At 38.7% G+C, this 24217-nt stretch carries 24 protein-coding genes; 9 read left to right on the forward strand and 15 right to left on the reverse strand.

All coding sequences use genetic code 11. The features are described from left to right. Nucleotides 1-13: 13 nt before the first annotated feature. Complete coding sequence (locus ACOQO5_RS15980; RefSeq protein WP_420582694.1) at nt 14-2248, forward strand: M1 family metallopeptidase; 2235 nt, start codon at nt 14-16, stop codon at nt 2246-2248. A gap of 58 nt (nt 2249-2306) precedes the next feature. Here the strand turns inward: ACOQO5_RS15980 and ACOQO5_RS15985 are convergent, their stop codons facing one another. Both ACOQO5_RS15985 and ACOQO5_RS15990 read right to left on the reverse strand, forming a co-directional pair. Beyond that, nucleotides 2307-3410 carry an adenylate/guanylate cyclase domain-containing protein gene (locus tag ACOQO5_RS15985; protein ID WP_420582695.1) on the reverse strand — a complete coding sequence of 368 codons (1104 nt, stop codon included), beginning with the start codon at nt 3408-3410 and terminating at the stop codon, nt 2307-2309. Then, nucleotides 3407-4312 carry a 1-aminocyclopropane-1-carboxylate deaminase/D-cysteine desulfhydrase gene (locus tag ACOQO5_RS15990; RefSeq protein WP_420582696.1) on the reverse strand — a complete coding sequence of 302 codons (906 nt, stop codon included), beginning with the start codon at nt 4310-4312 and terminating at the stop codon, nt 3407-3409. Before ACOQO5_RS15990 ends, ACOQO5_RS15985 begins: the two co-directional genes overlap by 4 nt. A 151-nt stretch (nt 4313-4463) precedes the next feature. On the opposite strand from ACOQO5_RS15990, the gene ACOQO5_RS15995 reads away from it, so the two are divergent. After that, entirely contained in the window at nt 4464-5393 is a 930-nt protein-coding gene (locus ACOQO5_RS15995) for a TerB family tellurite resistance protein (RefSeq protein ID WP_420582697.1), read from the forward strand. Here the strand turns inward: ACOQO5_RS15995 and ACOQO5_RS16000 are convergent. From ACOQO5_RS16000 to ACOQO5_RS16010, 3 genes are read right to left on the reverse strand one after another with little or no spacing between them, the layout of a single operon-like run. Beyond that, the gene (locus ACOQO5_RS16000; protein ID WP_420582698.1) at nt 5390-5836 is read right to left on the reverse strand and encodes a response regulator; all 447 of its coding nucleotides are present in this window, start codon (nt 5834-5836) and stop codon (nt 5390-5392) included. The two genes, ACOQO5_RS15995 and ACOQO5_RS16000, sit on opposite strands and share 4 nt — an antisense overlap. 6 nt (nt 5837-5842) lie before the next feature. Beyond that, a complete protein-coding gene (locus ACOQO5_RS16005; RefSeq protein WP_420582699.1) occupies nt 5843-6793 on the reverse strand; it encodes a sensor histidine kinase in 951 nt (316 codons plus the stop codon). 42 nt (nt 6794-6835) lie between these two features. Next, nucleotides 6836-7372 carry a TerB family tellurite resistance protein gene (locus ACOQO5_RS16010; protein WP_420582700.1) on the reverse strand — a complete coding sequence of 179 codons (537 nt, stop codon included), beginning with the start codon at nt 7370-7372 and terminating at the stop codon, nt 6836-6838. Between the two features lie 81 nt (nt 7373-7453). Between ACOQO5_RS16010 and ACOQO5_RS16015 the strand changes: the two genes are divergently transcribed. Next, entirely contained in the window at nt 7454-8473 is a 1020-nt protein-coding gene (locus tag ACOQO5_RS16015) for an RluA family pseudouridine synthase (RefSeq protein ID WP_420582701.1), read from the forward strand. Further along, on the forward strand, nt 8474-9715 hold the full coding sequence (locus ACOQO5_RS16020; RefSeq protein ID WP_420582702.1) for a lysophospholipid acyltransferase family protein: 1242 nt from the start codon (nt 8474-8476) through the stop codon (nt 9713-9715). It abuts the gene before it with no gap. Here the strand turns inward: ACOQO5_RS16020 and prmC are convergent. After that, nucleotides 9698-10552 carry a peptide chain release factor N(5)-glutamine methyltransferase gene (gene prmC / locus ACOQO5_RS16025; RefSeq protein ID WP_420582703.1) on the reverse strand — a complete coding sequence of 285 codons (855 nt, stop codon included), beginning with the start codon at nt 10550-10552 and terminating at the stop codon, nt 9698-9700. The two genes, ACOQO5_RS16020 and prmC, sit on opposite strands and share 18 nt — an antisense overlap. A 99-nt stretch (nt 10553-10651) precedes the next feature. Between prmC and ribD the strand changes: the two genes are divergently transcribed. Next, a complete protein-coding gene (gene ribD, locus ACOQO5_RS16030; protein WP_420582704.1) occupies nt 10652-11683 on the forward strand; it encodes a bifunctional diaminohydroxyphosphoribosylaminopyrimidine deaminase/5-amino-6-(5-phosphoribosylamino)uracil reductase RibD in 1032 nt (343 codons plus the stop codon). A 55-nt stretch (nt 11684-11738) separates the two neighbouring features. Here the strand turns inward: ribD and ACOQO5_RS16035 are convergent, their stop codons facing one another. Continuing rightward, entirely contained in the window at nt 11739-14084 is a 2346-nt protein-coding gene (locus ACOQO5_RS16035; protein WP_420582705.1) for a ribonucleoside-diphosphate reductase subunit alpha, read from the reverse strand. Nucleotides 14085-14131: 47 nt separating this feature from the next. Beyond that, the gene (locus ACOQO5_RS16040; RefSeq protein WP_420583430.1) at nt 14132-15109 is read right to left on the reverse strand and encodes a ribonucleoside-diphosphate reductase small subunit; all 978 of its coding nucleotides are present in this window, start codon (nt 15107-15109) and stop codon (nt 14132-14134) included. A gap of 466 nt (nt 15110-15575) precedes the next feature. Between ACOQO5_RS16040 and rplU the strand changes: the two genes are divergently transcribed. Both rplU and rpmA read left to right on the forward strand, forming a co-directional pair. Further along, complete coding sequence (gene rplU, locus ACOQO5_RS16045) at nt 15576-15884, forward strand: 50S ribosomal protein L21 (protein ID WP_420582706.1); 309 nt, start codon at nt 15576-15578, stop codon at nt 15882-15884. 9 nt (nt 15885-15893) lie between these two features. Then, nucleotides 15894-16160, forward strand: a complete 267-nt coding sequence (gene rpmA, locus ACOQO5_RS16050) for a 50S ribosomal protein L27 (RefSeq protein WP_420582707.1) — start codon at nt 15894-15896, stop codon at nt 16158-16160. 90 nt (nt 16161-16250) lie between these two features. Here the strand turns inward: rpmA and ACOQO5_RS16055 are convergent, their stop codons facing one another. Beyond that, the gene (locus ACOQO5_RS16055) at nt 16251-17171 is read right to left on the reverse strand and encodes a hypothetical protein (RefSeq protein WP_420582708.1); all 921 of its coding nucleotides are present in this window, start codon (nt 17169-17171) and stop codon (nt 16251-16253) included. A gap of 376 nt (nt 17172-17547) precedes the next feature. Between ACOQO5_RS16055 and ACOQO5_RS16060 the strand changes: the two genes are divergently transcribed. Beyond that, nucleotides 17548-18558, forward strand: a complete 1011-nt coding sequence (locus ACOQO5_RS16060) for a tetratricopeptide repeat protein (RefSeq protein ID WP_420582709.1) — start codon at nt 17548-17550, stop codon at nt 18556-18558. Here the strand turns inward: ACOQO5_RS16060 and ACOQO5_RS16065 are convergent. The 4 genes from ACOQO5_RS16065 to ACOQO5_RS16080 all read right to left on the reverse strand — a co-directional run bounded on the left by ACOQO5_RS16065 (nt 18555) and on the right by ACOQO5_RS16080 (nt 21617). Further along, nucleotides 18555-19652, reverse strand: a complete 1098-nt coding sequence (locus ACOQO5_RS16065; protein WP_420582710.1) for a 2Fe-2S iron-sulfur cluster-binding protein — start codon at nt 19650-19652, stop codon at nt 18555-18557. The genes ACOQO5_RS16060 and ACOQO5_RS16065 overlap by 4 nt on opposite strands. 272 nt (nt 19653-19924) lie before the next feature. Then, on the reverse strand, nt 19925-20710 hold the full coding sequence (locus ACOQO5_RS16070; RefSeq protein ID WP_420582711.1) for an inositol monophosphatase family protein: 786 nt from the start codon (nt 20708-20710) through the stop codon (nt 19925-19927). Next, the gene (gene rsmI, locus ACOQO5_RS16075; RefSeq protein ID WP_420582712.1) at nt 20707-21384 is read right to left on the reverse strand and encodes a 16S rRNA (cytidine(1402)-2'-O)-methyltransferase; all 678 of its coding nucleotides are present in this window, start codon (nt 21382-21384) and stop codon (nt 20707-20709) included. Before rsmI ends, ACOQO5_RS16070 begins: the two co-directional genes overlap by 4 nt. Continuing rightward, a complete protein-coding gene (locus tag ACOQO5_RS16080) occupies nt 21384-21617 on the reverse strand; it encodes a 4a-hydroxytetrahydrobiopterin dehydratase (RefSeq protein WP_420582713.1) in 234 nt (77 codons plus the stop codon). The genes rsmI and ACOQO5_RS16080 overlap by 1 nt, the downstream gene beginning before the upstream one ends. Before the next feature lie 99 nt (nt 21618-21716). On the opposite strand from ACOQO5_RS16080, the gene ACOQO5_RS16085 reads away from it, so the two are divergent. Next, nucleotides 21717-22391: a DUF6962 family protein gene (locus tag ACOQO5_RS16085; protein WP_420582714.1), complete on the forward strand. Its 675-nt coding sequence runs from the start codon at nt 21717-21719 to the stop codon at nt 22389-22391. Here the strand turns inward: ACOQO5_RS16085 and ACOQO5_RS16090 are convergent, their stop codons facing one another. Both ACOQO5_RS16090 and ACOQO5_RS16095 read right to left on the reverse strand, forming a co-directional pair. Beyond that, entirely contained in the window at nt 22392-23714 is a 1323-nt protein-coding gene (locus tag ACOQO5_RS16090; RefSeq protein ID WP_420582715.1) for a TRAP transporter large permease, read from the reverse strand. Beyond that, the gene (locus ACOQO5_RS16095; RefSeq protein ID WP_420582716.1) at nt 23711-24217 is read right to left on the reverse strand and encodes a TRAP transporter small permease subunit; all 507 of its coding nucleotides are present in this window, start codon (nt 24215-24217) and stop codon (nt 23711-23713) included. Before ACOQO5_RS16095 ends, ACOQO5_RS16090 begins: the two co-directional genes overlap by 4 nt.

A 24217-nucleotide genomic window follows, 5' to 3' on the forward strand; every position in this document is an offset into this window, starting at 1 on the left:
AAAACCAGTAGAAATGAAGAATAATATTTTATGGGTACTTCTATTGAGCCCAATCTTTGTATTTGCCCAAGGCGAATGGAAACAAAAATTTGAACAATTGGGAACAACATTGCCTACAGCGAATAGCTACCGTACAGCATCTGGTGCACCAGGCAAAGACTATTGGCAGCAACGGGCTGACTATGTGATAGAAGCTGAGTTGAACGATAAAAACCAATCTTTGACTGGACGTGAAACGATTACCTACTTCAACAATTCACCAGATCAGTTGAGCTACCTATGGTTGCAATTGGATCAAAACATGAGAAGCAAAACTTCTGATACGCCGCTGATTACGCCTGACGAGATTGAGTCAGAGATGTCTGGATCAAAAATCCAAAAAATTACTCAGAGCTATGAATTCGACGGTGGATTTAAAATTTCGGAAGTTTCCGACGAAATGGGTAAACCATTAAAATACTTTATTAATAAAACCATGATGAGGGTGGATCTACCCAAGCCGTTGGCATCTGGTGAGCAAATTTCGTTCAACGTGGCTTGGTCATACAATGTGCAAGATAGAATGGAGCTGGGAGGTCGTTCAGGTTACGAGTATTTCCCAAATGACGACAACTACTTGTATACCATTGCGCAATGGTTTCCAAGAATGGCTGTATACGATGATGTGGAAGGTTGGCAGCACAAGCAGTTTTTAGGTCGTGGAGAGTTCGCTCTTGAGTTTGGCAATTACAACATGAAATTGACTGTACCATCAGATTTTGTAGTGGCGTCTACCGGCGAGTTGCAAAATGAGAATGAAGTCTTAACAAAAGTCCAAAGAGAAAGATTTGCAAAAGCTAAGCAATCATTTGACAAACCAGTTATCATAGTTACCGAAGAGGAAGCTAGAAAAGCAGAAGCTTCAAAAGCTTCGGGCAAGAAAACATGGGAATATTATGCAGAAGACGTGAGAGACTTTGCTTTCGCTGCATCAAGAAAATTTATTTGGGATGCACAGGCGGTGAAACTAGATACTAAGACTCCTTTAGCAATGTCATACTATCCTAAGGAGGGCAATCCACTTTGGGAAGACGAGTCTACCAAGGCCGTAGCCAATACCTTGATTACGTATTCAAAGCATACGATTGAATACCCTTATCCAGTGGCTATTTCAGTTCATTCGGCATCAATCGGAATGGAGTATCCCATGATCTGTTTCAACTACGGGAGACCTGACGCAGACGGAACCTACACGGATACCAAGAAGTGGGGAATGATTGGTGTGATTATTCATGAAGTTGGGCACAACTTCTTTCCTATGATTATCAACTCGGACGAACGTCAGTGGAGTTGGATGGATGAAGGGTTGGATACTTTTGTTCAATCATTGACTGAAAAAGAGCACTACCCAGACAAACCACTGAAGAGAGGTGAAGCGAAATTGATTGTGGATTACATGAAAGGGGATAAGGAAGGGATCAGACCTATCATGACCAATTCAGAGCAAATCCTGCAATTCGGGGATAATGCCTACGGCAAGCCGGCAGCAGCTTTGAGTATCTTGAGAGAAACCATTATGGGGCCAGAACTTTTCGATTATGCTTTCAAGACATATTCTGAAAGATGGGCCTTCAAAAGACCGAGTCCAGCAGACTTTTTCCGTACCATGGAAGATGCGTCCGCAGTTGACTTGGATTGGTTTTGGAAAGGTTGGTTTTATACAACTGATCATGTGGACTTGTCTTTGTCAAAGGTCAAGTGGTACAAGATGGACATTCCAGAAAACCAACTTGAAAACAAAGGTAAAAAGACAAAAAAGTCTAATCTTTCAAGCGGGGAGTCTAATCAGAACTTAATGGATTTCGCCAGCGAAGCTGAAGTATTTAATTACCAGAATGTAGAGGAAGCGGCTGCTCTTTCTAGCAGAAAGAAAGAATTCATGAATAAGATCAACGATCAGTCTATCAAAAATGCTAATGCCAATCGTAATTTTTATGAATTGACATTTGAAAATGAAGGAGGTCTGGTCATGCCAATTATTTTGGAGTGGACGTTTGAAGATGGGTCGGTAGAAAGAGAATATCTACCCGCTGAAATCTGGAAGAAAAATGAAAATGTCGTGACCAAAGTGTTCGCAAAAGATAAAAAAGTCACAAACATCATAGTAGACCCGAATAAAGAAACTGCAGATGTAGCGACGGATAACAATGTGTTTCCACGAATTGAAAACAACTCTCGTTTTGACAACTTCCAAAACGGCGGAGAATAAGAAGATTTTAAGATTAGGTTAGGTTGGTTTGGGTCGCACTGAGGAGTGCGGCCCTTTTTTATGCCTGATCTACTGAGTAGATATTTATAGCTCTTTCCTTTCCTTTCAAAGCTACCTTACCTAGCAATTCTTGTTTAAAGAGATGTAAATTTTTGATTTGTTGTGCAAACTCTTCTGATACTAGAAGGCTTTTACCCAGTTCATTGCACTTGTTCTGAATTCTAGCTCCAGTATTCAATACATCTCCATGATAGGCGATATCTCTTTTAATAAAACCCACTTCTGCGGCAGTGACAGGGCCTTCATTGATACCCGCTTTAAACTCAGGAACAAACCCAAAATCCTTTTCAAATTTTGAAGCATGCCTTGCCAATTTTTTTTGAAAAGCAAAGAACAGTTCTATACTATATTTTCTGGCATCGAAATCTGATGAGTCCCAAGTCAATACCGCTTCATCTCCGACATATTGATAAATCTGAGCTTGGTAATCAAATACAATCTCATTGAGGTATAGAAAACACTTTTGGATCAAATTAGAATACATGATATGTCCGAGTTTTTCCGCATATGCAGTGGAATCCTTTAAATCCAAAAACATGAAAATCCTATTCTCGATCACCGGTTTGTGGTATTTGCCAATAAATATATGCCAGAGATTTCCAGGCCCGTATTTTTTACTCACCTCAAGTATAAAATTGATTATGACAGAAAAGAGCGTTAGAAAAAAACCGAAGGCGATGTAAAACTTCCAAGAAGTAAGTGAGTGTTTCATATCTTTCATACTGCTTATAGGAATGAAATCAAATTGTATCATTATCCCAAAAACGATTAAAAATGCAATCACGAACCCTATTAAATAGAGACTTGTTTTGATTAACATTATTTTTCCAAATGACTCTTTTCTGAGTGAGGTATTTTCTGATATCCAATAAACGACGAAGAATACTGATCCAAATACAAGTCCAAAAATGCTACTTTCTATATACTGGAAACCAGAATTGAAATAATCGAAGTAGGTTTGATTTTGAACAGTTGGTAATATTTCAAGGAATTGAAATATTATTGCTTGAAAAAATATGCCCACTGCGGTAATACATAAACAGGCGATTATCCAAGAAATAGTGATGAACAACCAATCAATCAGGTTTTTATTCATTTTCATGTTATGAGCAAATTTTTATGTTGTCGGTTGAATCCGACAATACCTTGTAATCCTCCAGTATGTACACATATTAACCGACTGCCACTGGAAAATTTCCCGTTTTTCATCATATCTACCAGACCATACATCATTTTTCCTGTATAGACAGGGTCTAAAGGGATTTGAGTTTCAAGGTAAAACTGATTTATAAATTTAATAAGATGACTATCGAATCTAGCATAACCCCCAAAGTGGTAGTCATGGATGAGTTCCCAGGATGAATCGGTCACTGTCAAATCAGAAATCATATCATTGAGATATGATTCGCCTTTCAGACTACTGATTCCTATGGCTTTTTGGTGACTATCAAGACCATTAATAATTCCAGACAGCGTGCCGCCAGTGCCTACTGGACATAGCACCGCATCAAATTCTTCAGTAATTTCATGCATTATTTCTTCGACCCCTTTTAGTGCTAAATGATTAGTGCCACCTTCGGGGATAACAAAGGCCTGATATTTTTCTTCTAATTCTCGTACCCAGGTTTCATCATTTCTATTTTGATATTCTTTTCTGGAGATGAATTGAAGGTCCATCCCATTCGCGGCGGCTTGCTGTAGGGTAGGATTCGAATGAGCATTTAGTTCGTCTCCTCGAATAATGCCTATGGATTTAAATCCAAAGCTTTTACAAGCAGCAGCAGTAGCGGCAATATGATTGGAAAAAGCACCGCCAAAAGTAAGAATGGTCGAATATTGTTTTGCTTTTGCTTCAATGAGATTGTATTTCAACTTTCTCCATTTATTCCCTGAAATCTCTGAATCAATGAGATCCTCTCGCTTCATATAGACTTCCACTTTTTTCTCCGAAAACAGAGGAAGTGAGATGGGGTCTATCGGAGTAGGGTATTCTAATTCAAACATGACTTAAAAGTAATGTGTAATAAGGAAAGCCAGTATTTGAATGAACAAAGGATGATATTTTTTATTAATTTGTAGATCCAATTCAAATGAACAACTTAGGGATTGGAAAACCAGCAAACTATCCTTGTTTTAAACGCATTGAACTTCAAATATGGCTGAAACATTGACCAGATCGATTGAATCTCAAATAGAGCACTCAAAAAGTGAACGAAGAAAGAATAGATTGAATGCTTATGAATTAGGTACTGAACTTTTATTCAATACTAAAAAGGATTTGGATGAATTAAAGGGAATGATTGGAGCAGAGGATGTGAGATATCAGTCCATTGCCAATTTGTTGGCCGCTGAGATATTGCAATGTGGAATTGATTATTTCAAGGCAATGAAAGACAATTCGGATTTTTCAGAAGCTAGTTCATTGGAAATATTGAATAGTGCAAAGGAAATTTCTACAGATGCTCAGATTAGAAAAAGAATCCAGGATAATATCGAAGGAATAGGAGACTGGGTGAGCAATCAGGCACTTAGAGATAGCCAAAATAACATTTACGATTTCAATAAGATCTTATTGAAAACTGCCTTCTCTTTTATGACCTGTGATGGTCATATTGCACCAAACGAGGTCGCACTTATTAGAAAAATGGCTGAAGAAGATCATGCCTTTGGCGATATAGATATTGATACTGAATTAGACTTTCTAATAGAAGTGATTAATACTATGGGTATGGGTTTCTTGAAGGATTATTTCAAAGTATTGAAAAATGCCCAACTAAAGCAAGAGCAGGAGTTGAAATTGGTTGAAATGGCGATCAATACACTTTATGCAGATGGGAAAGTGGATTACAAGGAAGTTAAGTTTTTCCGAATCTTCAGATCACTACTTAGCGTAACAGACAAACAAATTTCAGACTTGAATCCTCAGTTGCCGGATGAATTTCTAGAAAGTGATATATTCAGTCATTCCTATCTAGGTCAGTTGTTCGATGACTATTTTGAGAAGGCTGAGATTCCAACTTTTGAAAAAGTATCAGAACAAAAAAGGACTGCCTATGTAGATCCTGAAAAATATAAGGAAAACTAAGATTTCATTTGTTTTCCGAAATGCTTTTCTACAATATCTAGAAGGTGATCTTTAGTAATTGGCTTGGTAATGAAGTCAGAAACATCATGGTATTTTTCTGCCTTATCTTTATCTAATTTGTTGAGTGAGCTTGTAAGCATTGAGATGACAATACCTCCTCGGAGGTCTTTTGGTAATACCTTGTAAGCATCCAAGAATTCGAATCCATTCATAACAGGCATATTGATATCCAAAAGGATCAATTCAGGCTTGGGATAAGTTTTGCCATTCGTGGCAAATTCTCCTTTGTTTTCAATATAGTCTAGTGCCATTTTTCCATTATGACACTCATGAATTTGACCCTTATAATTGCACACATCGGTCAGCAAGTGCTGTTGCAGAAAAAGAGAAGTAGGGTCATCGTCTACTAATAGGATATTCGATATTACGTTGATGTCAATCATTCTTTATTAAGAGGTAATAGGTAAGTGGATAGTAAATATAGTGCCTTCGTTAGGAAAACTTTTAACTTCTATGTTACCATTATTTTTTTCGATTTGTTCTTTCACTAAATATAGCCCTATGCCGGATCCTGGGATTTTAGAATTTTCACTAAATCGTTCAAATAAAGTAAATATTTTGTCTCCATGTGTATTCATATCGATACCAGAGCCATTGTCTTCAAACAAGATGCGTACTTGATTCTCCTTTAGACTCGAAGTTATTTTGATCTCAGGATTGCGATCTGGGTGAGCATATTTGATCGAATTGGACAATAAATTTTTCAAAATACTATTCAGATATGTTTCAGAGGCGTACACACTAGGCGCTTCTAGGAAATTCGTGATTATTTTGGACTTTGAATTTTCTATATCATTGGCTAGTTCTTGTAGGACGTTTTGTGCAATGCTTTCTAAGTCGCATTCTTTAATCTCCAACTCACCAGATTTTTCATGTTTCAAAAGAGTCATAAAATCTTCGAAGGTTAGCAGCCAGGTATTGATGGAATCATGGATTCTATTTATTACTTCCGTCTTTTTATTTTCAGGTAATTGGTGCTGATCAGTTTTTAAGATTTCTGATAAATTCCTGATATTCAATGCAGGTCCTCTCAGGTCATGGGTTATTTTGTAGGTAAGGGTGTCAAGAGACTCATTTATTTTTCTCAAGCGTTTATTTATGTTGTTCTTTTTTTGATGTGAGGCACCTAATAGATACCCCGCAACTCCTAATACAATAGGAGCCGTATCTACTACATAATGGATCACATTCTGATTGTGGAGCAGTAATATGGTTGAAAGTGAAAAATCCAGATTATGCAACATCGCATCTATGAACTGTGAAAATAGCGGAAATGAGAGTCCAAATAGAACTCCTCCAATAGTGTATTTGCTATGCACAGAAAGGGCTTTTTCCTCCATTGTTCCAATGATCAATGTACCTTCTTGGCCAATGTTTAAAGCCTATTTATCTCCAAAATCAACGGAGTCTGAAATATCTTTAACCTGTGACAAATCAAACATGGGTAGCGTACTTTCTTTAAAATAATTGCTGTAAAGCTCCTTGATGTAGATGTCTGTAAAGGCATCTTTGTGGATGAAGTTTTTCCCAATTTTAGGGAATTTGTCTAGGATTTTTTGATCTGGCGATTTAAGTGCCGTTCTCAATATTTTTAAGAAATTAATTTCCTCTCGTTTTACTTTGTCGTCGGCAGTAATAGTTTGGATTGCTGATTCTAAAAGCAGCAGTTCTTGTTCTTCAGTTAAAGTTGAATTATTCAATTTTTTGAAGTAGTCATCAAAAAAATCCAAATTCTTGAGGTTTATGAGCTCAATCATTTGATTAAGTTCTTTATCTATATCGATGCCCGTTAGATCCACTTTTTCTTTTGCCAATTTCTTCAAGAAATCTACTTCTTTTGGTGAAATGTGACCGTCACAAGTCATGAATGAGAAAACTGTCTTAACGAGAAGTTTGGCGAAATCCGATTGATTTGTCATTTGAGATACATTTTAATATTGCTGCCTTTGCTGCTTTAAGATAATCAAAATATCTAAAACTAATACTTACCTTTGCCGACTATGCAAGAGGAATCATTTGAAGAAGATTTATACGAACATCACAGAATAGTGGCCGACCCAGGACAAGAAATTTTGCGAGTAGATAAATTTCTAATGGACCGTTTGCCCAATGTAACTCGAAATAAACTTCAAGCTGGCATTAAAGATGGCTTTATCAAAGTCAATGAAAAAGAAATCAAACCTAACTACAAAGTGCATCCTGGCGATGTAGTGGTAGTGGCTTTGCCAGAACCTCCAAAAGACACAGATATCGTTCCAGAAAGTATTGATATCAATATCATATTTGAGGATGATGATTTACTTGTGGTAAACAAAGAACCAGGAATGGTGGTTCATCCAGCTTATCAAAATTGGTCTGGTACTTTGGTGAATGCTCTGGCGTATCATTTCAAGAATTTGCCGACCATGCCTAACAATGATGGAAGACCGGGTCTTGTTCATCGTATCGATAAGGATACCTCTGGGCTTTTGGTTATCGCAAAAAGCGAGAAGGCGATGACCAGTTTAGCCAAACAGTTTTTTGACCATAGCATAGAGAGGACTTATTATGCTTTGGTATGGGGAGAACCGGTTGAAGACAAAGGTACCATTGATGTTAACTTGGGTAGAAGTTTAAAAGACCGAAGAGTAACAGCTGCTTTTCCTGAAAATGACCATGGACGAAAGGCCATTACACACTACGAAGTAATCAAAAGGCTACGATATGTTTCCTTGATCAGGTGTAACCTGGAAACTGGCCGAACCCATCAAATCCGTGCTCACATGAAGCACATTGGTCATCCGCTTTTTAACGACATGACTTATGGAGGAGATAAAATATTGAAGGGTACTACATTCAGTAAATACAAGCAGTTTGTTGACAACTGTTTTAAAATTATACCAAGACAAGCTCTACATGCTAAGTCATTAGGTTTTATCCACCCAACCTCCAATAAATTTGTTCAATTCGACTCTGAGTTGCCCCAAGATCTCCAAGAGGTGATCGCGAAATGGGAGCACTATGTCAATCACATAGATTAAATGATTGTAATTAAGTATCTCTGGTATTATTCTTTTTGGATTATTGTTAGGATCGGCTTGCGTCTGTATTATAGCAAGATCAAAATAACAGGTCTGGAAAACATTCCTAAAAACACGCCAATCATCTTTGGCTCCAATCATGAAAATGCTTTCATTGATGCGCTGTTGATCACTACAAGTAATACGAGATTTGATCATTATTTAGTGCGTGCTGGGGTATTCAATAATCCTATAGCCAAGGCCTTTTTCAATTCACTGAACCTGATGCCTGTATACAGAGCGCAGGACGGGGTCAACCCGTTGGAAGCCAATAAGCAGATTTTCAAAGCTTGTTTTGAAGCTTTGGCTAAGAAATATGCCGTTATGCTTTTTCCGGAAGGAGAACACAATATGAGAAGGCATCGGAGGGTGCTGAAAAAAGGAATTAGTCGAATCGCGCTAGGTGCTGTAAATTTTGAAGGAGGAGCCCCAGAGGTTTCGGTTGTTCCTGTGGGTGTTAATTATTCAGATCATGTGGGATTTAGGTCTACTGTCCATGTTGTTTTTGGAGAACCTATAGTAGTAAAGAAGCAGGAAGAAAATGCAGAAAATTATAATAAACTAACAGCCCAATTTACTGAAGCATTGAGTAAAGTTCATGTCTCTTTGGATAGAAAGGAATATGTCGGGCTAGATGCTATATTCTTTCATGATCAAAAGGCTCATGAGTTAATCAATCCTGACAGAATCAATGAAGCTGCTCGAAAACTATCTGGAAAAACTGGGGATATCCGTGAATTTGCTGAGCAAAAAAAGGAACTGGAAGAGAGAGGAATGTCTTTTCCCTTTAGGCCAATCGCCTCAGGTGAAAAATTGGTCATGTTGCTTTTAGCTCCTTTGGCGTTGATTGGATTGTTAGTCAATCTTCCGGTGCTATTACCGGTGTATCTATTTGTGAAAACCAGGGTAAAAGAAGCTGAATTTGTGGCTTCTCTAAAATTTGGATTTTCCCTGCTAGGGTTTTGCATTTGGTGGTGGTACTTAGTGAGCTGGTCTTATGATTTTACCTCTCAATGGCCTGTAGCAGTGTTATGTATAGGAATCTCCTTCTTTAGTTTAGTTGCTCTAAATGGATTCATTAGGAAGTGGAAAAGATTTCAATTGACGCGTTTACTATCCACGGACCATGTGTTAAAGGAAAAGTATTTGACTTTTGTCGAAAAAGTGAATGAGGTCAGAAACGGACTATTCCCAAATAGCTGAAGCAAATCGTTGTTTGTCGTGGATGTCTTTGTAAATTTTTGGTTCGCTATAGCCATAGTGTTGAAATAACAAGAGTGTTTCCTTGCCAAATTGCTCATTGATTTCGAAGAAAAGCACACCGCCTCTTTTTAAAGCTTTTTTAGCTTTCTCCATGATGGTCTTGTAAAAAATCAGAGGATTTTCGTCAGCCACAAAAAGTGCCAGTGGAGGTTCAAAGTCCAATACGTTCTTTTTCATTTGTTGCTTTTCCTGGTCCATCACATAGGGTGGGTTGCTTACGACTAAATCCAATTCTATATGTGGAATTTCATCTTCTAGAATATCAAGTGGAGAGAAAACGGCATGGGCATTTAGCTTTGAAGCATTGTGCTGAGCAATTTGGAGAGCTTCAGGGCTTACATCGTACCCAACTATCTGTGAATCTGCTATGGACAACGCGAGTGAACAGGCAATGCAACCTGACCCTGTACCTATATCAGCCATTTTAGGCTTTTCCCAGTTTTTAAAACTACTGATGATTTGGATGAGTAGCTCCGTTTCTTGACGTGGTATTAGAACATTCTTATCTACATAAAAAGTGTTGCCATAAAATTCTGCTTCTTTAAAGATATATTGGATGGGTTCATTTTTGAGCAATCTCTGAACAATTGACTCATAGTTTTTTAGCTGAAAAGTGTCTGGAATAAATGGATCATTAACAATGATAGCAGTCTTCGAAATATTGAATACTTTATCTAAAACGATATAGGACAATGCCTGGCTTTCCTGGAGTCCAAAAACTGGATTTAGAAGTGAAGTAGTGTTTTGAAAAGTATGCTTAGGAAAGTATTCCTTCATGAAACAAAAATAACTAAACGGTGTAAATTTGATTACACATAATGAGCGAAAGCAAGCGCTTGATTGTAAGCTAATCTTGAATGAATAAGACTTGATAAAATGAGCAATCTGGAAGACGAAGTATTTATGCAACGTGCCTTAGAATTGGCTGAACAAGGGCTAGGTGTGGTGAGCCCAAATCCAATGGTAGGATGTGTAATCGTACATGAAGGTAAAATAATTGGGGAAGGCTGGCATGAAAAATATGGAGAGGCGCATGCTGAAGTGAATGCAATCAACAGCGTTAAAAACAAGAAGTTACTGAGGGAAGCAACTGCCTATGTGACTTTAGAGCCATGTGCTCATTTTGGAAAAACACCACCATGTGCTGATTTACTTATCAAACACCAAATGAAGCGAGTTGTGATTTGTAACCAGGACAGCTTTCCGTTAGTTAATGGAGGAGGGATAGCAAAACTCAAAGAAGCAGGAATCGACGTAGAAGTAGGTGTGCTTTCCGAAGAAGGGAGAAATCTTAACAAGCGTTTTTTCACCAGAGTAGAAGAACAAAAACCCTATGTCATCTTAAAATGGGCACAAACGGCCGACGGTTTTATTGCCAGAGAAAATTACGATTCTAAATGGATTAGTGGAGAACATTCGAGAAAACTGGTACACAAATGGCGTGCTGAGGAGGACGCCATCTGGGTAGGAACTAATACAGCCAAACATGATAACCCCAAACTAAATGTAAGAGATTGGAAAGGGGATGACCCCATAAGATTGGTTATCGACAAAAACTTAACGCTGAGCCGAGATTTGCATTTATTTGATCAGGAGATACCTACTATTTGTTACAACCTTAAAAAAGAAGGAAAAGAAGAAAATTTGGAGTGGGTGAAAGTAAAAGAAGAGAATTTACTCGAAGATATTTTCCTTGATATGAGACAACGCGGTATCCAGTCTGTATTTGTGGAGGGAGGAGCACATCTGCTTCAATCCATTATTGATCAAGGGTTGTGGGATGAGGCGAGGGTCTTCTCAAGCGAAACACAGTTTGAGGCTGGAATATCTGCCCCTTCTTTGAAATGTGATCCTGAAGAGTCAAAACAAATTGAAAATGATCAACTAGAAATTTATTATAATCAATAAAAAAGCCTTTCTGATCAATTTCAGAAAGGCTTTCAATTAGTAATTTTCTATTGGATCAACTACCACATCCTACACATTCGAATTGTGAGTTAGCTTCGCCTTCCTTATCATTAGCAGGAATGAAGTTAGTATTCTCTTCTTTCGATATGGTAAACTTGATGGCATCGGCTGCAGCTTTAGTTCTCAAGTAGTACATACCAGTTTTCAATCCTTTCTCCCATGCGTAGAAGTGCATCGAGGTCATCTTACCGAAGTTAGGCTCTTGCAAGTGAATGTTCAAGCTTTGGCTTTGGCAGATATATGCACCTCTGTCTGCTGACATGTCGATGATTGACTTTTGAGAGATCTCCCAAACTGTTTTATAGAGATCCTTGATGTTTTGAGGAATCTCAGGAATGTTTTGGATAGATCCATTGGCCTGCATGATTCTATTTTTCATGCTGTCATCCCAAAGGTTCAATGCAATCAAATCGTTCATCAAGTGCTTATTTACAACAATAAACTCACCTGAAAGTACTCTTCTGGTATAGATGTTTGAAGTGTAAGGTTCGAAGCACTCGTTGTTACCCAAGATCTGAGAAGTAGATGCCGTTGGCATTGGAGCCAATAGCAATGAGTTTCTTATGCCATGCTTTTTCACTTCTTTCTTCAGGCTTGTCCAATCCCATCTTTCAGAAGGAGTAACATTCCACATGTCATATTGGAAAATACCTTTTGACACTGGAGACCCTTTGAACGTCTCGTAAGCGCCATCCACTTTAGCGATATCTTTTGAAGCAGTCATCGAAGCGAAATAGATAGTCTCGAAAATTTCGCTGTTCAATTGTCTAGCCTCCGGAGAATCAAATGGCATTTTCATTTGAATGAAAGTATCTGCCAATCCTTGAACTCCGATACCGATAGGACGGTGTCTCATGTTGGAGTTTTTAGCCTCCGGCACTGGGTAGTAATTGACATCAATTACTTTGTTCAAGTTCTTCGTGATCACATAAGTGATATCGTACAGCTTTTGGTGGTCGAACATACCATCTTCGGTAATGTACATTGGCAAAGCAATAGAAGCCAAGTTACATACTGCTACTTCATCTGGAGACGTGTACTCCATGATTTCCGTACATAAGTTGGACGACTTGATCGTACCCAAGTTTTTCTGATTCGATTTTTTGTTGGCCGAATCTTTGAAAAGCATGTAAGGTGTTCCGGTTTCAATCTGAGATTCGAGTACTTCAAACCATAGGTCTTGTGCTTTGATGGTTTTTCTACCCTTTCCTTCAGCCTCATATCTTTCGTACAGCTTCTCGAATTCATCCCCATAGGTGTCGGCCAATCCAGGGCATTCGTTTGGACACATCAATGTCCAATCGCCGTTTTCTTTCACTCGTTTCATAAACAAGTCTGGTACCCATAGGGCGTAGAACAAGTCTCTTGCTCTCATTTCTTCTTTACCATGATTCTTTTTCAAATCAAGGAATTCGAAAATGTCCGCATGCCATGGCTCAAGATAGATAGCAAAGCTCCCTTTTCTTTTTCCACCGCCTTGATCAACATATCTGGCCGTCATGTCGAAGTTTCTCAACATCGGCACAATGCCATTAGATACGCCGTTGGTCCCTTTGATGTAAGACCCTGTAGCTCTTACGTTGTGGATGCTTAGTCCAATACCACCAGCTGATTGAGAGATTTTAGCTGTCTGCTTCAATGTATCGTATATCCCGTCGATACTATCATCTTTCATCGTCAGAAGGAAACATGAAGATAGCTGTGGCTTTGGAGTACCTGCGTTAAAAAGAGTAGGCGTAGCATGCGTAAACCATTTTTCAGAGAGTAGGTTGTACGTTTCGATTGCTGCCTCAATATCTTCCTTGTGAATACCAATCGCTACACGCATCAGCATGTGCTGTGGTCTTTCCACAATTTGCCCATCCAATTTCATCAAATACGAACGCTCCAAAGTCTTGAAACCAAAATAATCGTAGCTAAAGTCTCTATCATAGATGATAGAAGAATCTAGTAACGCTGCATTTTTCTTGATAATACCATATACATCAGTAGCTAGGAGTGAAGCATTTTCTCCAGTCTTAGGGTCGATGTAAGTGTAGAGTCTTTTCATCGTATTCGAGAAAGACTTGCTTGTTGTCTTGTGCAAGTTAGAAATAGCGATTCTAGCTGCGAGTTTAGCAAAGTCAGGGTGCACAGTAGTCAACGAAGCAGCCGTTTCAGCAGCAAGGTTGTCTAGCTCTACCGTAGTTACTCCATCATAAATTCCAGAGATTACTTTTTTGGCAATGTCTACTGGCTCAATGAAGTTGGTGTTTAGTCCGTAGCAGAGTTTTTCTATTCTGGCGGTGACTTTGTCGAATTTGACGGATTCTCTCCTTCCGTCTCTTTTAAGTACTAACATAAGGCAAACAGGTTATAAGTATTAGGGATATATACGTATATAATATTTTAAAAATCTTCGTCTAAACTAAATTTAACTGAGTCGTCATTCGCATCTTTCATCACGCCCGCCTTTTGATACTCAGCTACTCTCTTTTCAAAGAAATTTGTTTTCCCTTGAAGGGAAATCATCTCCATAAAATCAAATGGGTTGCTAGCATTATATTGTTTAGAACATCCAAGCTCTAGCAATAGTCTGTCAGCCACAAACTCAATATACTGACACATCAACTCTGCATTCATTCCAATCAGCTTCACTGGAATAGCGTCAGTCACAAATTCTTTTTCTATTTCTACTGCATCTATAATGATTTTCTCCACTGTCTCTGTAGATAGTTTATTTACCAAGTGGTCATTATATAATAAGCATGCAAAATCGCAGTGTAATCCTTCGTCTCTTGAAATCAATTCGTTAGAGAAGGTAAGTCCTGGCATCAAACCTCGTTTCTTCAACCAAAAGATAGAGCAGAAGCTACCTGAGAAGAAGATTCCTTCTACTGCAGCGAATGCAATCAGTCTTTCTGCAAAAGATCCATTGTCGATCCATCTCAAAGCCCAGTCGGCTTTCTTTTTAACGCATGGAATCGTTTCTACTGCGTGGAATAATTTATCTTTTTCTTTATTGTCCTTGACATATGTGTCAATGAGCAATGAATAAGTCTCTGAGTGAATGTTTTCGATGGCAATTTGGAAGCCGTAGAAAAACTTAGCTTCTGTGTATTGAACCTCCGAAACGAAGTTTTCCGCAAGGTTCTCATTTACGATACCATCACTGGCAGCAAAGAAGGCTAATACATGAGTAATAAAATGACGCTCGCCGTCATTTAAGTTCTCCCAATCTTTTAGGTCCTGACTGAGATCAATTTCTTCGGCAGTCCAGAAGCTTGCTTCTGCCTTTTTATAGAACTGCCAGATGTCATCTTTTTCGATGGGAAATAGTACAAACCTGTCCTTATTCTCTTTAAGTATAGGTTCGTCCTGTGAGATGTCTTTTGCCATTTTTCTTTACTTCATTTCTTTTTGAAAAGGACAAACAATAGTCGTGACTAATGATACTGAAGCCAGTCATTATTCGCCTTTTTCGTGTCCTACACGAGGCAGGACGGTGGTGTTCATTTCTCTATTGGATTACTTGTTCGTTAGTGTGTCGAGTCCTTTGAACAAGCAGTACAAATATGAAAAAAAGAAGGTAAAAAGACAAGGCCGAAATGGCCCCCAAAACGTGATTCTTGACGCGATAAAAAAAACATTTAAATGATTGAAATATAGCATGTTGAAAGCCTTTATTTTAAACCATAACTTCTATTCATTTGCGCTTGAATCGGGGATGCAAAAAAGATGAATTTTTTTTTATTTTTTTATATCGACTAAAATGCTATTGAAAGGGTTTGATTTCTCTTAGATAAATTTTACTTTTGCAAACCAATTTTTAAAACTGGATTTATTACAAATTATGTACGCAATAGTTGATATAGCCGGTAAGCAGTTCAAAGTAACGCAAGATCAGTATGTTTACACTCCTCGTTTGGAGGGTGAAGCTGGCGCTTCCGTAGAGTTTGACCGTGTATTGTTAATTGATAACAATGGTAAGGTCAAAGTAGGTGCCCCAACAGTGAAGGGTGCCAAGGTTTCAGGTAAAATCCTTGCTCAGGAGAAAGATGACAAAGTAATTGTCTTCAAGAAAAAGAGAAGAAAAGGATATAAAGTGAAAAATGGCCACAGACAGTCATTGACTAAGGTTTTAATCGAAAATATTAAATAATATAATACCATGGCACATAAGAAAGGAGCAGGTAGTTCGAAAAACGGAAGAGAATCCCATAGTAAACGATTGGGAGTGAAGATATTTGGTGGACAAGACATTGTTGCTGGAAATATCATCGTAAGACAAAGAGGAACGCAACACCATCCAGGAGAAAATGTTGGAATGGGTAAGGACCACACTTTGTTCGCATTGACCGACGGTGTAGTTGAGTTCAGAAAAGGAAGACAAAACAGATCTTTCGTTTCAGTAGTTACTCCTGAAGCGAAGGCTTAATTAGTCTTTTAAAGATATAAAAAGCCATCTTGCCCCGATAACTATCGCGGGCGAGATGGCTTTTCTTGTATAAAGTCTTTAATATTAAATTTACTCTTCCTCTAGTTTGCTCAAATCAAATTCTTTAAGGAATTTTTGGGCTTCTTTCACATTTTGAAATTCAAAATTCTTGATTTGTCCATCAGTAGAATGGATATCTACTTTTACCATAACCACTCGCGGCCCGTCGTTCAGCGGATCTTCCACGAATTGAGTGGTTTCAGTTACCTTAAAATCACTAGCAGATTTTTGATTTGAAAGTTTAACGGTCCTTCTTTTGATTCGTTTGCAATAGGTGCATTTATAATGCTTTATAAGTTCGCCTTCCTGACCTTCAGTGATTTCCTGAGTAATTTCTTCCTTCTCAAGCCTCAATGTTTGAAATCCACACCGATCACATTCCATCGCATGTAGTCTGCCTTCATATTTTTCAATATGTGTATCACCAGTTTCTATATCGATCCAAACATCATAGTCTACAGAAAACACATCCTCTTCAGCTTGCATGCCTTCGTCAAGATAAGCATCCTCTTCCTCTTCGCTAAGAAGCTTCATTGTGTTGCCAGTTTTTGGATTCACTCTGGGTTCATACCTGTAAGCTTTTAACCTCTTCGCTTGCTGGGTAGGATAATAAAATTTTAGCATGAGCAGTGCTACGTAACCATAAAGTACGCCAATGCAAAGTGATATGAACAGTCGAATCCAAAACCACAAGAAGGAATGACCCAAGCCTTCTGCCTCATAAGTATTGCAGATGAAAAATATAGCGGTTGCTATTGAAAAGTGCGCACTGAGCAAAAAGCCATATTCGCGCTTGCTAACCAAGTCGTACTTATCTTTAAATACTTTAGTACTTACCAACTTTATTTTATAGTAAGCGAATATGAAAATTCCAATACCGAGGAAGAGCGGTGAAAGAATGTACATGGCATTACTCCATGTTGATAAAAAATTTACAATTGATTCACTCATTATTAATTAGTATTTGTATTAATTAAAATTATAGATCGGAGCCTATCAGCCTAAAGATAGAAAAAATTATATACCGCCAAGATCTCGTTTCCTTGATTTTAACATCATTAGAATTGTGAACCTGTATTCATTCAATAAATTATTTGGTTGAGTGATGGAAAAGCATTCTTGAGTTGTTTTTACATTAGAGGAATATTTGAATAAATAGACTTTATTACAGGGAGAGAATTCTTATAATTCAGGAAATCGTTTATGTAATTTTTAGCATTATAAGTTTGTTGAGTTAGATTTGGTTATGAGATAACTAAAGATGGCAAGTTTAGAATTCTTGTTGGTTTTATTTGTATTATTTCAAGAATAGTAATTAAATTTTTCGGTGAAGCAAAGAATCATAGGTATCGTATTATTACTATGCTATTTGAGTAGTTGTATTCAAATAGAAAACACAAAAGACACGCAAGTAAAAAAGTCTATCGTGTCTGATGTATCCAATTTGGGTGCAGAGGTTGTGGAAGAAACAGAGCATGAAGCGGTTTCATTGCTTGGCCAAAAACTGTATCCTCCTGTTCTTCCTGAAAAAGTTTATCAAAAAAGACAAAAGCAGTTAGTAGAAGCGGAAGAAAATTTTAATAATAATCCTGATAGTCTTGAGAATATAATTTGGTATGGAAGAAGATTATCCTATCTGTATCAATACAAATATGCTATTCAGATTTATACTCTTGGTTTGAATAAGTTTCCTGAATCTTATAAACTCTATAGACACCGAGGGCATCGGTATTTATCTATCCGACAATTTGACAAGGCAATTCAGGATTTGGAAAAGGCTGTTTTTTATTCAAGGAATGCACCTGTTCAAATGGAGACGGATGGACTCCCAAACCGAAGAAATATCCCTCGAAATTCTGTACAATTCAATATTTGGTATCACCTGGGGTTGGCTTATTATATGAAAGGCAATTACGATAAATCTGTGTCTGCCTATAAGAAATGCATTGCTATTTCTAACAACGATGATATGCTGGTTTCAGCAACGGATTGGTTGTATATGACTTATAGGAAATTGGGCAATATGGAAGCTGCCGAAACTTTGCTGGAGCCAATTAAAGTGAAAATGAATGTGATTGAAAACTATGCCTATCACAATAGACTTCTTATGTATAAGGGCTTAAAAAAACCAGAGCAGTTATTCAACACCGAAATTGAAGAAGAAATTTCCATCGAAGACATAACTTCAGGTTATGGAGTTGGCAACTGGTACTATTATAATGGCGAATCAGACCGAGCGGTTACAGTGTTCAACCAGATCATAGACAGCCCGTACTGGATGGCTTTTGGCTATATTGCTGCTGAAATCGAGCTTGCAAACCTCAATACCGGTTCTTAACCGATTTCCACTTTCACGTCATCACTTTCAGGGTGCCCCACACAAAGGAGTACGTATCCCTCAGCTTTTTCCTCATCAGACAATCCATCGTCTTCGTCCATTTTGATGGTCCCTTGCAGACACTTTCCTCTGCAGGCTGTGCAGAGTCCACTCTGACAAGAGTATGGCATATCTATGTTGCGATCCAAGCCAGCTTCCAAAATGGTTTTATTTGCTGGTACTTCATAGGTGTATTCTTCACCTTCTAATAGAATGGTAACTTCTTTGGCTCCGTTGGCATCGGCGATGATAGCACTAGGTGATGTGTTGCCTGCAACAAAACTCTCCTTAAACTTTTTGTCTTCAGGGATTTTTAATTCTTCCAGGGTTTCCCATACGATGTTCATTAGAGGCTCTGGGCCACAGGTCATGAAAGAAAAATCTGTGTATTCCTCACCTTTCAATTCAGTAATGATCTCAGCAATCTTCTCTTTAGTCATATATCCTATATGACCTGACCATTCTGCTGGAGGAGTTTCTAGAAAATGCACAACATCCAGTCTTTCTTTATATTCTTCCTGAAGTGATTCTATTACACTTTTGAAAATGATCGAATCAATATCTCGATTTGCATAAACAAGCGAAACTCTACTTTCTGTTTCGTTTTTCAACAAAGACTTAGCAATGGACATCAAAGGTGTAATGCCGCTACCTCCTCCAAAAAGGAATACTTGTTTTTTATTGGAAGGAGCGATGTCTAAAACGAATGAACCCATAGGTTCCATGATTTGAATTACATCCCCAGACTTTACTTCGGTGTTGATATAATTGGACATGATGCCACCGTCTACTGCTTTGACAGTTACTGCCGGCAATTCTCCTAGTGAGGGTGCACTGCACAAGGAATAGGCTCTTCTTACTTTCTTTCCATTAATAGTTAGAATCAAAGTGATGAACTGGCCCGGCTGATAATTCAGGTCACCATTTTCAGGCTGTTCGAACACCAAAGTGACCGCATCATTGGTTTCTTTGACTACTTCCTTTACTGTCAAGTTGATATATCTTGAATCAGTATTTTCCTTCTTCTTTTTCTTCTTAAAAAAACCAAAAGCCATTCTAAATGTTTTTAAGGGTCAATGCCCTGTGTTTATTATACTAATTTCGAGGAGTAAAATTAAGTGCTAATTGACTGTTGCCAAAATCATTTGATAGACTTAATTGATGAGTTCATTTGAATAGTTTCTGATTTAGAAATCTCGCAGGTCCCACAGCCTTTTGGACAACCATCTTTTGCTGTAAATTCCAGATATATCTTTCGTGCTACAAAAAAGGCCGCCAAACCAAAAAATATCCAAATCAATAATTCCTGTACCATTTGATGGCAAAATTACCAGTGCTTTTTGATAATCGCTAGCATTTCGGCATGTATCGTATTGGCCGCTAGAATTTCACGGCCGAAGAGGTAATTGTCCCCACCAGAAAAATCAGTCACCGTGCCACCTGCTTCTTCTACAATCAATGCACCCGCAGCTATATCCCAAGGATTTAGGTTGTATTCAAAATAACCTTCATACCGACCCAATCCAACATATACCAAATCGATAGCTGCGCTGCCTAGTCTCCTCAAACCATGCGCATTTTGCATCAACTCATTTAAGATGGATTGATATTCAGGCATTCGGTCAAAATCGTAATAGGGAAATCCCGTGGCGAGCAAACTGTCTCCCAGGGTGGGAAGTTTAGAAACCTGAATGGATTTATCATTGCAAGAGGCACCTCCATTTTTGTAAGCATGGAAGCAGTCATCTCGACCAATGTCAAATACAACGCCTGAAACGATTTCCTTTCCTTTCGTTAGAGCTATACTGGTGGAATATATTGGTAGACCATGAATGAAATTCGTGGTACCGTCTAGCGGATCTATAATCCATTTGTATTCGGTGTCTGATTCTTTTTCTGTCCCTTCTTCTGTAATGAAGCCAGCTTCGGGTAGAATTTTTTTAAGCTGCGCAACCATCTTTTTCTCGGCTTCTTTATCTACGTAAGAAACGAGATCGTTTTTTCCTTTGAGTTCTACGTCTTCGTAGTCAAAACTTTCCGCTTCCTTTTTGATGAATGCGCCACATTCGAGTGATAGGTCTACGACTTGTTCGGTAATTTTCTTCAGATTCATTTTCCAGCAATTATCACTACTATTTCTCCTTTTATTTTTTTGTCTCCAAAGTGGTCGATGATTTCCTGAATGGTACCATTTACGGTTTCCTCATATAATTTAGTCAATTCTCTAGAAACAGAAGCTTGACGATCAAATCCAAGTGTATCGCCGAATTGCTTTAGCGCCTTTACTAGACGATGCGGAGACTCATAAAAGATCATGGTGCGCGTTTCTTCAACCAGTGCCTGTAATCGAGTATGCCTTCCTTTTTTTTGTGGTAAAAACCCTTCGAAGACGAAGCGGTCACTGGGCAAACCAGAGGCTACCAGAGCAGGAACAAATGCTGTAGCACCGGGCAAGCATTCCAATTTGACGTCAGCTTTTAAGCATTCGCGTACCAATAAAAAGCCAGGGTCACTTATGGCTGGTGTGCCAGCATCTGATACCAATGCCATTGTTTTACCAGCTTTAAACTCTTCTATGAGATTTTCTATTTGCTTGTGTTCATTAAAAATATGGTAGCTTTTGAGCTGATTTTTGATATCGTAATGTTTGAGCAAAGTGCCGGTGGTACGCGTATCTTCGGCCAGTATGATGTCCACCGTTTTCAACACTTCCAATGCACGTAGTGTAATGTCTGCCAAATTACCAATAGGTGTAGGCACTAAATAAAGAGATGCGTTGAATTCCATTAGCCGAGCAAGGAGTCTATTTTTTGAGCCAATTTCCGATCCTTTTCGGTCACAATATTTCCAGCATCATGGGTTGAAAGCGTGATGGTTACTTGATTGTAGACATTGGACCAATTGGGGTGATGATTCATCTTTTCTGCTTCTATAGCCACTTTGGTCATAAAGCCAAAAGCTGCCGTAAAATCTTTGAACTTAAAGGTTCTTGTTAACGTGTCGTTTTCATTTTGCCACATAGTCGTAAAAATAGGTAGATACTTGCCTAAAGTTATAAACTTTGAGAAAGTTCATGGGAATGAAGCACGAAGTCTTTCGAGCTTTATTATCATTGCGCGATGCAAGAAGTACCCACTATAGAACTGCTTGGCCTGCAGGTAACTGAGCCCATGACATGGATTACCAACTGGCTGGTAGCAGCTGCCTGTTTTGTGTATGGCCATCGACTATTTTATGATGATCGTGCAGACCTCTCACAGAAGTTTTGGGCGCTATTTTTCTTGTTTATGGGTTTGGCTTCAATCACAGGGGGTACGGCTCATGGTTTTATCCATTACGTGGGTCATAAGTTTCATCATGCAGCCTGGTTGTTGAGTGGTATTTCTATTTTTTGTGCGCAGCTAGCGGTTTTGCCATTAATAGAGAATTCTAAGGTCAAATCAATTGTTAGAATTTTTTGCTACACTCAGCTCATGGTTATGTCGGCTTCTGTGCTCATATTTCAACATTTTTCTAGTGTATTAATTGATTCTATAGTTGGCTTGATAGGCGTGGTGATTCCTGTGTCGTTGGCTCACTATGCCAGATACAAGGACAAAAGATCTGCACTAGTCATTATAGGTGTACTGACTAATTTGATACCGGCATTTATTCATTTGTTTAAGATTTCCATCAATGAGTGGTTCAACTTCAATGATATTAGTCATGTAGTAATGATTGGATGTTTCTATGTGATGTATAGAGCAGCTAAGACTGAAGTCAATCAAGCTCCAACTAGCATTGTGAATGCTTAACTAATCCTTCAATAAATCCGGCAACCAGGTAACTATTTCTGGAAAAAGTATAACGGCAACAAGTAGTAATATTTGGATGGCGACAAATGGAATAATTCCTCTATACAAGTGACTGGTTTTAATCTCAGGTGGCGCCACTCCTTTGAGGTAGAATAGCGAAAAACCGAAAGGTGGCGTAAGAAAACTGGTCTGCAAGTTGAGTGCAATCAATATCCCAATCCATATCAAATCAACACCCATAGCCGCAAAAATTGGTGCAGCCACCGGCACAATAATGAAGATGATTTCGATAAAATCGATAAAAAAACCTGCCACAAAAACAACCAATAGCACGACAGCCAAAAAAAGATGAGGAGAAAGCCCCCCATGTGTAATTAGGTCAGACAACAATCGGTCTCCACCCATGGCACGAAAAATCAATGAAAACGAAGTGGCTCCTACCAATATCATAAATACCATGCAGGTCAGAAACGTAGTGTCCCGCATCACCTCTTTGAGAATGGATAAATTTAATTTCTTCTGGATGGCGGTCAAACCCATGGCGCCAATGGCTCCGACAGCTGCCGCTTCGGTTGGAGATGCAATCCCGGCAAAGATGGAACCTAAAACAAGTAAGATGAGCATGAAGGGTAGAACGAAAGCTACCACAATTCTCTTCCATGCTCCTTCTGACCAAAAGTCTTCTCGCTCCTGTCTACTTATGCTTGGCGCTGACTCTGGTTTGAGATAAGAAACAGCGATGATATAAATGATATAGAGCCCAACGAGAACAACGCCTGGCACAATGGCGGCCGTGAAAAGATCTCCTACCGAAACATTCAATACCGTACCCAATAGGACGAGAACCACAGAAGGAGGAATGATTTGGCCCAATGTACCTGATGAAGCTATAGTACCAGTGGCTAAAGTAGGTGAGTATCCTCGCTTGAGCATGGTGGGCAAGCTGATCATGCCCATGGTGATGACCGTAGCCCCTACAATACCAGTGGATGCTGCCAGCATACCTCCAACAATCACCACTGAAACGGCCAGACCACCTTTCATTTTGCCAAATAGACTGGCCATAGTGTTCAATAAACTTTCGGCTAATCCTGATTTTTCAAGCATAATGCCCATAAAAACAAATAGCGGGACAGCGATCAGGACAAAGTTGTGCATGGTACCGTAAATCCGAAGAGAAAGCAGATAGAAAAAGTCAATGTCATATATGAGAACTCCTGCTAAAATAGAAAGTCCACCAAGTGTAAATGCCACTGGATATCCGAATAGGATCAGAATAAAGACTAGCGCAAACAGCAAAAGCGGCAAATATTCTGAAATCATTTATTCGCTGGATTTAGTAGGTAAGACAAAGCGGTCAGAACTTCCGAAATGGCTTGTATCAGCAATAAACTCGCACCAATAGGTATAGTGGATTTTATGATGAATCTGTGAGGGAGCCCTCCTGGTTCTGGACTGGATTCAGCTATTTTCCAGGCATCTATCACAAATGGTATGGAGGTTTGGATCACGACCAAACAGAATGGGATGAGGAAAATGATTGTACCTATCAAATTGACCCATGCCTTTTTAGTTTCACTAAAACGAGAATAGAAAACGTCTACTCGTACATGCTTGTCATGTTTAAGCGCATAGGCCGATCCTAGCAAGAATAAAGTTGCAAACAGATGCCATTCGAGTTCTTGATTGGCTGAACTGCTCCAATTCAAAGCATATCTTAATACTACGTCCAGACCTATTAATATGACAAGGAGAAGACTGAGCCAGGAAACTAACCGTCCAGTTTTCTCAGTGAACTGATTGATATTTTTAGCGAATCGATTCAT

It is taken from the genome of Reichenbachiella sp., assembly GCF_965223055.1.
GTDB lineage: Bacteria > Bacteroidota > Bacteroidia > Cytophagales > Cyclobacteriaceae > Reichenbachiella.

What these genes read in the sequence shown, in the direction of transcription:
- ACOQO5_RS15980 (WP_420582694.1), top strand. Translation starts at nt 14, where the DNA reads ATGAAGAATAATATTTTATGGGTACTTCTATTGAGCCCAATCTTTGTA.
- ACOQO5_RS15985 (WP_420582695.1), bottom strand. Translation starts at nt 3,410, where the DNA reads ATGAAAATGAATAAAAACCTGATTGATTGGTTGTTCATCACTATTTCT.
- ACOQO5_RS15990 (WP_420582696.1), bottom strand. Translation starts at nt 4,312, where the DNA reads ATGTTTGAATTAGAATACCCTACTCCGATAGACCCCATCTCACTTCCT.
- ACOQO5_RS15995 (WP_420582697.1), top strand. Translation starts at nt 4,464, where the DNA reads ATGGCTGAAACATTGACCAGATCGATTGAATCTCAAATAGAGCACTCA.
- ACOQO5_RS16000 (WP_420582698.1), bottom strand. Translation starts at nt 5,836, where the DNA reads ATGATTGACATCAACGTAATATCGAATATCCTATTAGTAGACGATGAC.
- ACOQO5_RS16005 (WP_420582699.1), bottom strand. Translation starts at nt 6,793, where the DNA reads ATGGAGGAAAAAGCCCTTTCTGTGCATAGCAAATACACTATTGGAGGA.
- ACOQO5_RS16010 (WP_420582700.1), bottom strand. Translation starts at nt 7,372, where the DNA reads ATGACAAATCAATCGGATTTCGCCAAACTTCTCGTTAAGACAGTTTTC.
- ACOQO5_RS16015 (WP_420582701.1), top strand. Translation starts at nt 7,454, where the DNA reads ATGCAAGAGGAATCATTTGAAGAAGATTTATACGAACATCACAGAATA.
- ACOQO5_RS16020 (WP_420582702.1), top strand. Translation starts at nt 8,474, where the DNA reads ATGATTGTAATTAAGTATCTCTGGTATTATTCTTTTTGGATTATTGTT.
- prmC (WP_420582703.1), bottom strand. Translation starts at nt 10,552, where the DNA reads ATGAAGGAATACTTTCCTAAGCATACTTTTCAAAACACTACTTCACTT.
- ribD (WP_420582704.1), top strand. Translation starts at nt 10,652, where the DNA reads ATGAGCAATCTGGAAGACGAAGTATTTATGCAACGTGCCTTAGAATTG.
- ACOQO5_RS16035 (WP_420582705.1), bottom strand. Translation starts at nt 14,084, where the DNA reads ATGTTAGTACTTAAAAGAGACGGAAGGAGAGAATCCGTCAAATTCGAC.
- rplU (WP_420582706.1), top strand. Translation starts at nt 15,576, where the DNA reads ATGTACGCAATAGTTGATATAGCCGGTAAGCAGTTCAAAGTAACGCAA.
- rpmA (WP_420582707.1), top strand. Translation starts at nt 15,894, where the DNA reads ATGGCACATAAGAAAGGAGCAGGTAGTTCGAAAAACGGAAGAGAATCC.
- ACOQO5_RS16055 (WP_420582708.1), bottom strand. Translation starts at nt 17,171, where the DNA reads ATGAGTGAATCAATTGTAAATTTTTTATCAACATGGAGTAATGCCATG.
- ACOQO5_RS16065 (WP_420582710.1), bottom strand. Translation starts at nt 19,652, where the DNA reads ATGGCTTTTGGTTTTTTTAAGAAGAAAAAGAAGAAGGAAAATACTGAT.
- ACOQO5_RS16070 (WP_420582711.1), bottom strand. Translation starts at nt 20,710, where the DNA reads ATGAATCTGAAGAAAATTACCGAACAAGTCGTAGACCTATCACTCGAA.
- rsmI (WP_420582712.1), bottom strand. Translation starts at nt 21,384, where the DNA reads ATGGAATTCAACGCATCTCTTTATTTAGTGCCTACACCTATTGGTAAT.
- ACOQO5_RS16080 (WP_420582713.1), bottom strand. Translation starts at nt 21,617, where the DNA reads ATGTGGCAAAATGAAAACGACACGTTAACAAGAACCTTTAAGTTCAAA.
- ACOQO5_RS16085 (WP_420582714.1), top strand. Translation starts at nt 21,717, where the DNA reads ATGCAAGAAGTACCCACTATAGAACTGCTTGGCCTGCAGGTAACTGAG.
- ACOQO5_RS16090 (WP_420582715.1), bottom strand. Translation starts at nt 23,714, where the DNA reads ATGATTTCAGAATATTTGCCGCTTTTGCTGTTTGCGCTAGTCTTTATT.
- ACOQO5_RS16095 (WP_420582716.1), bottom strand. Translation starts at nt 24,217, where the DNA reads ATGAATCGATTCGCTAAAAATATCAATCAGTTCACTGAGAAAACTGGA.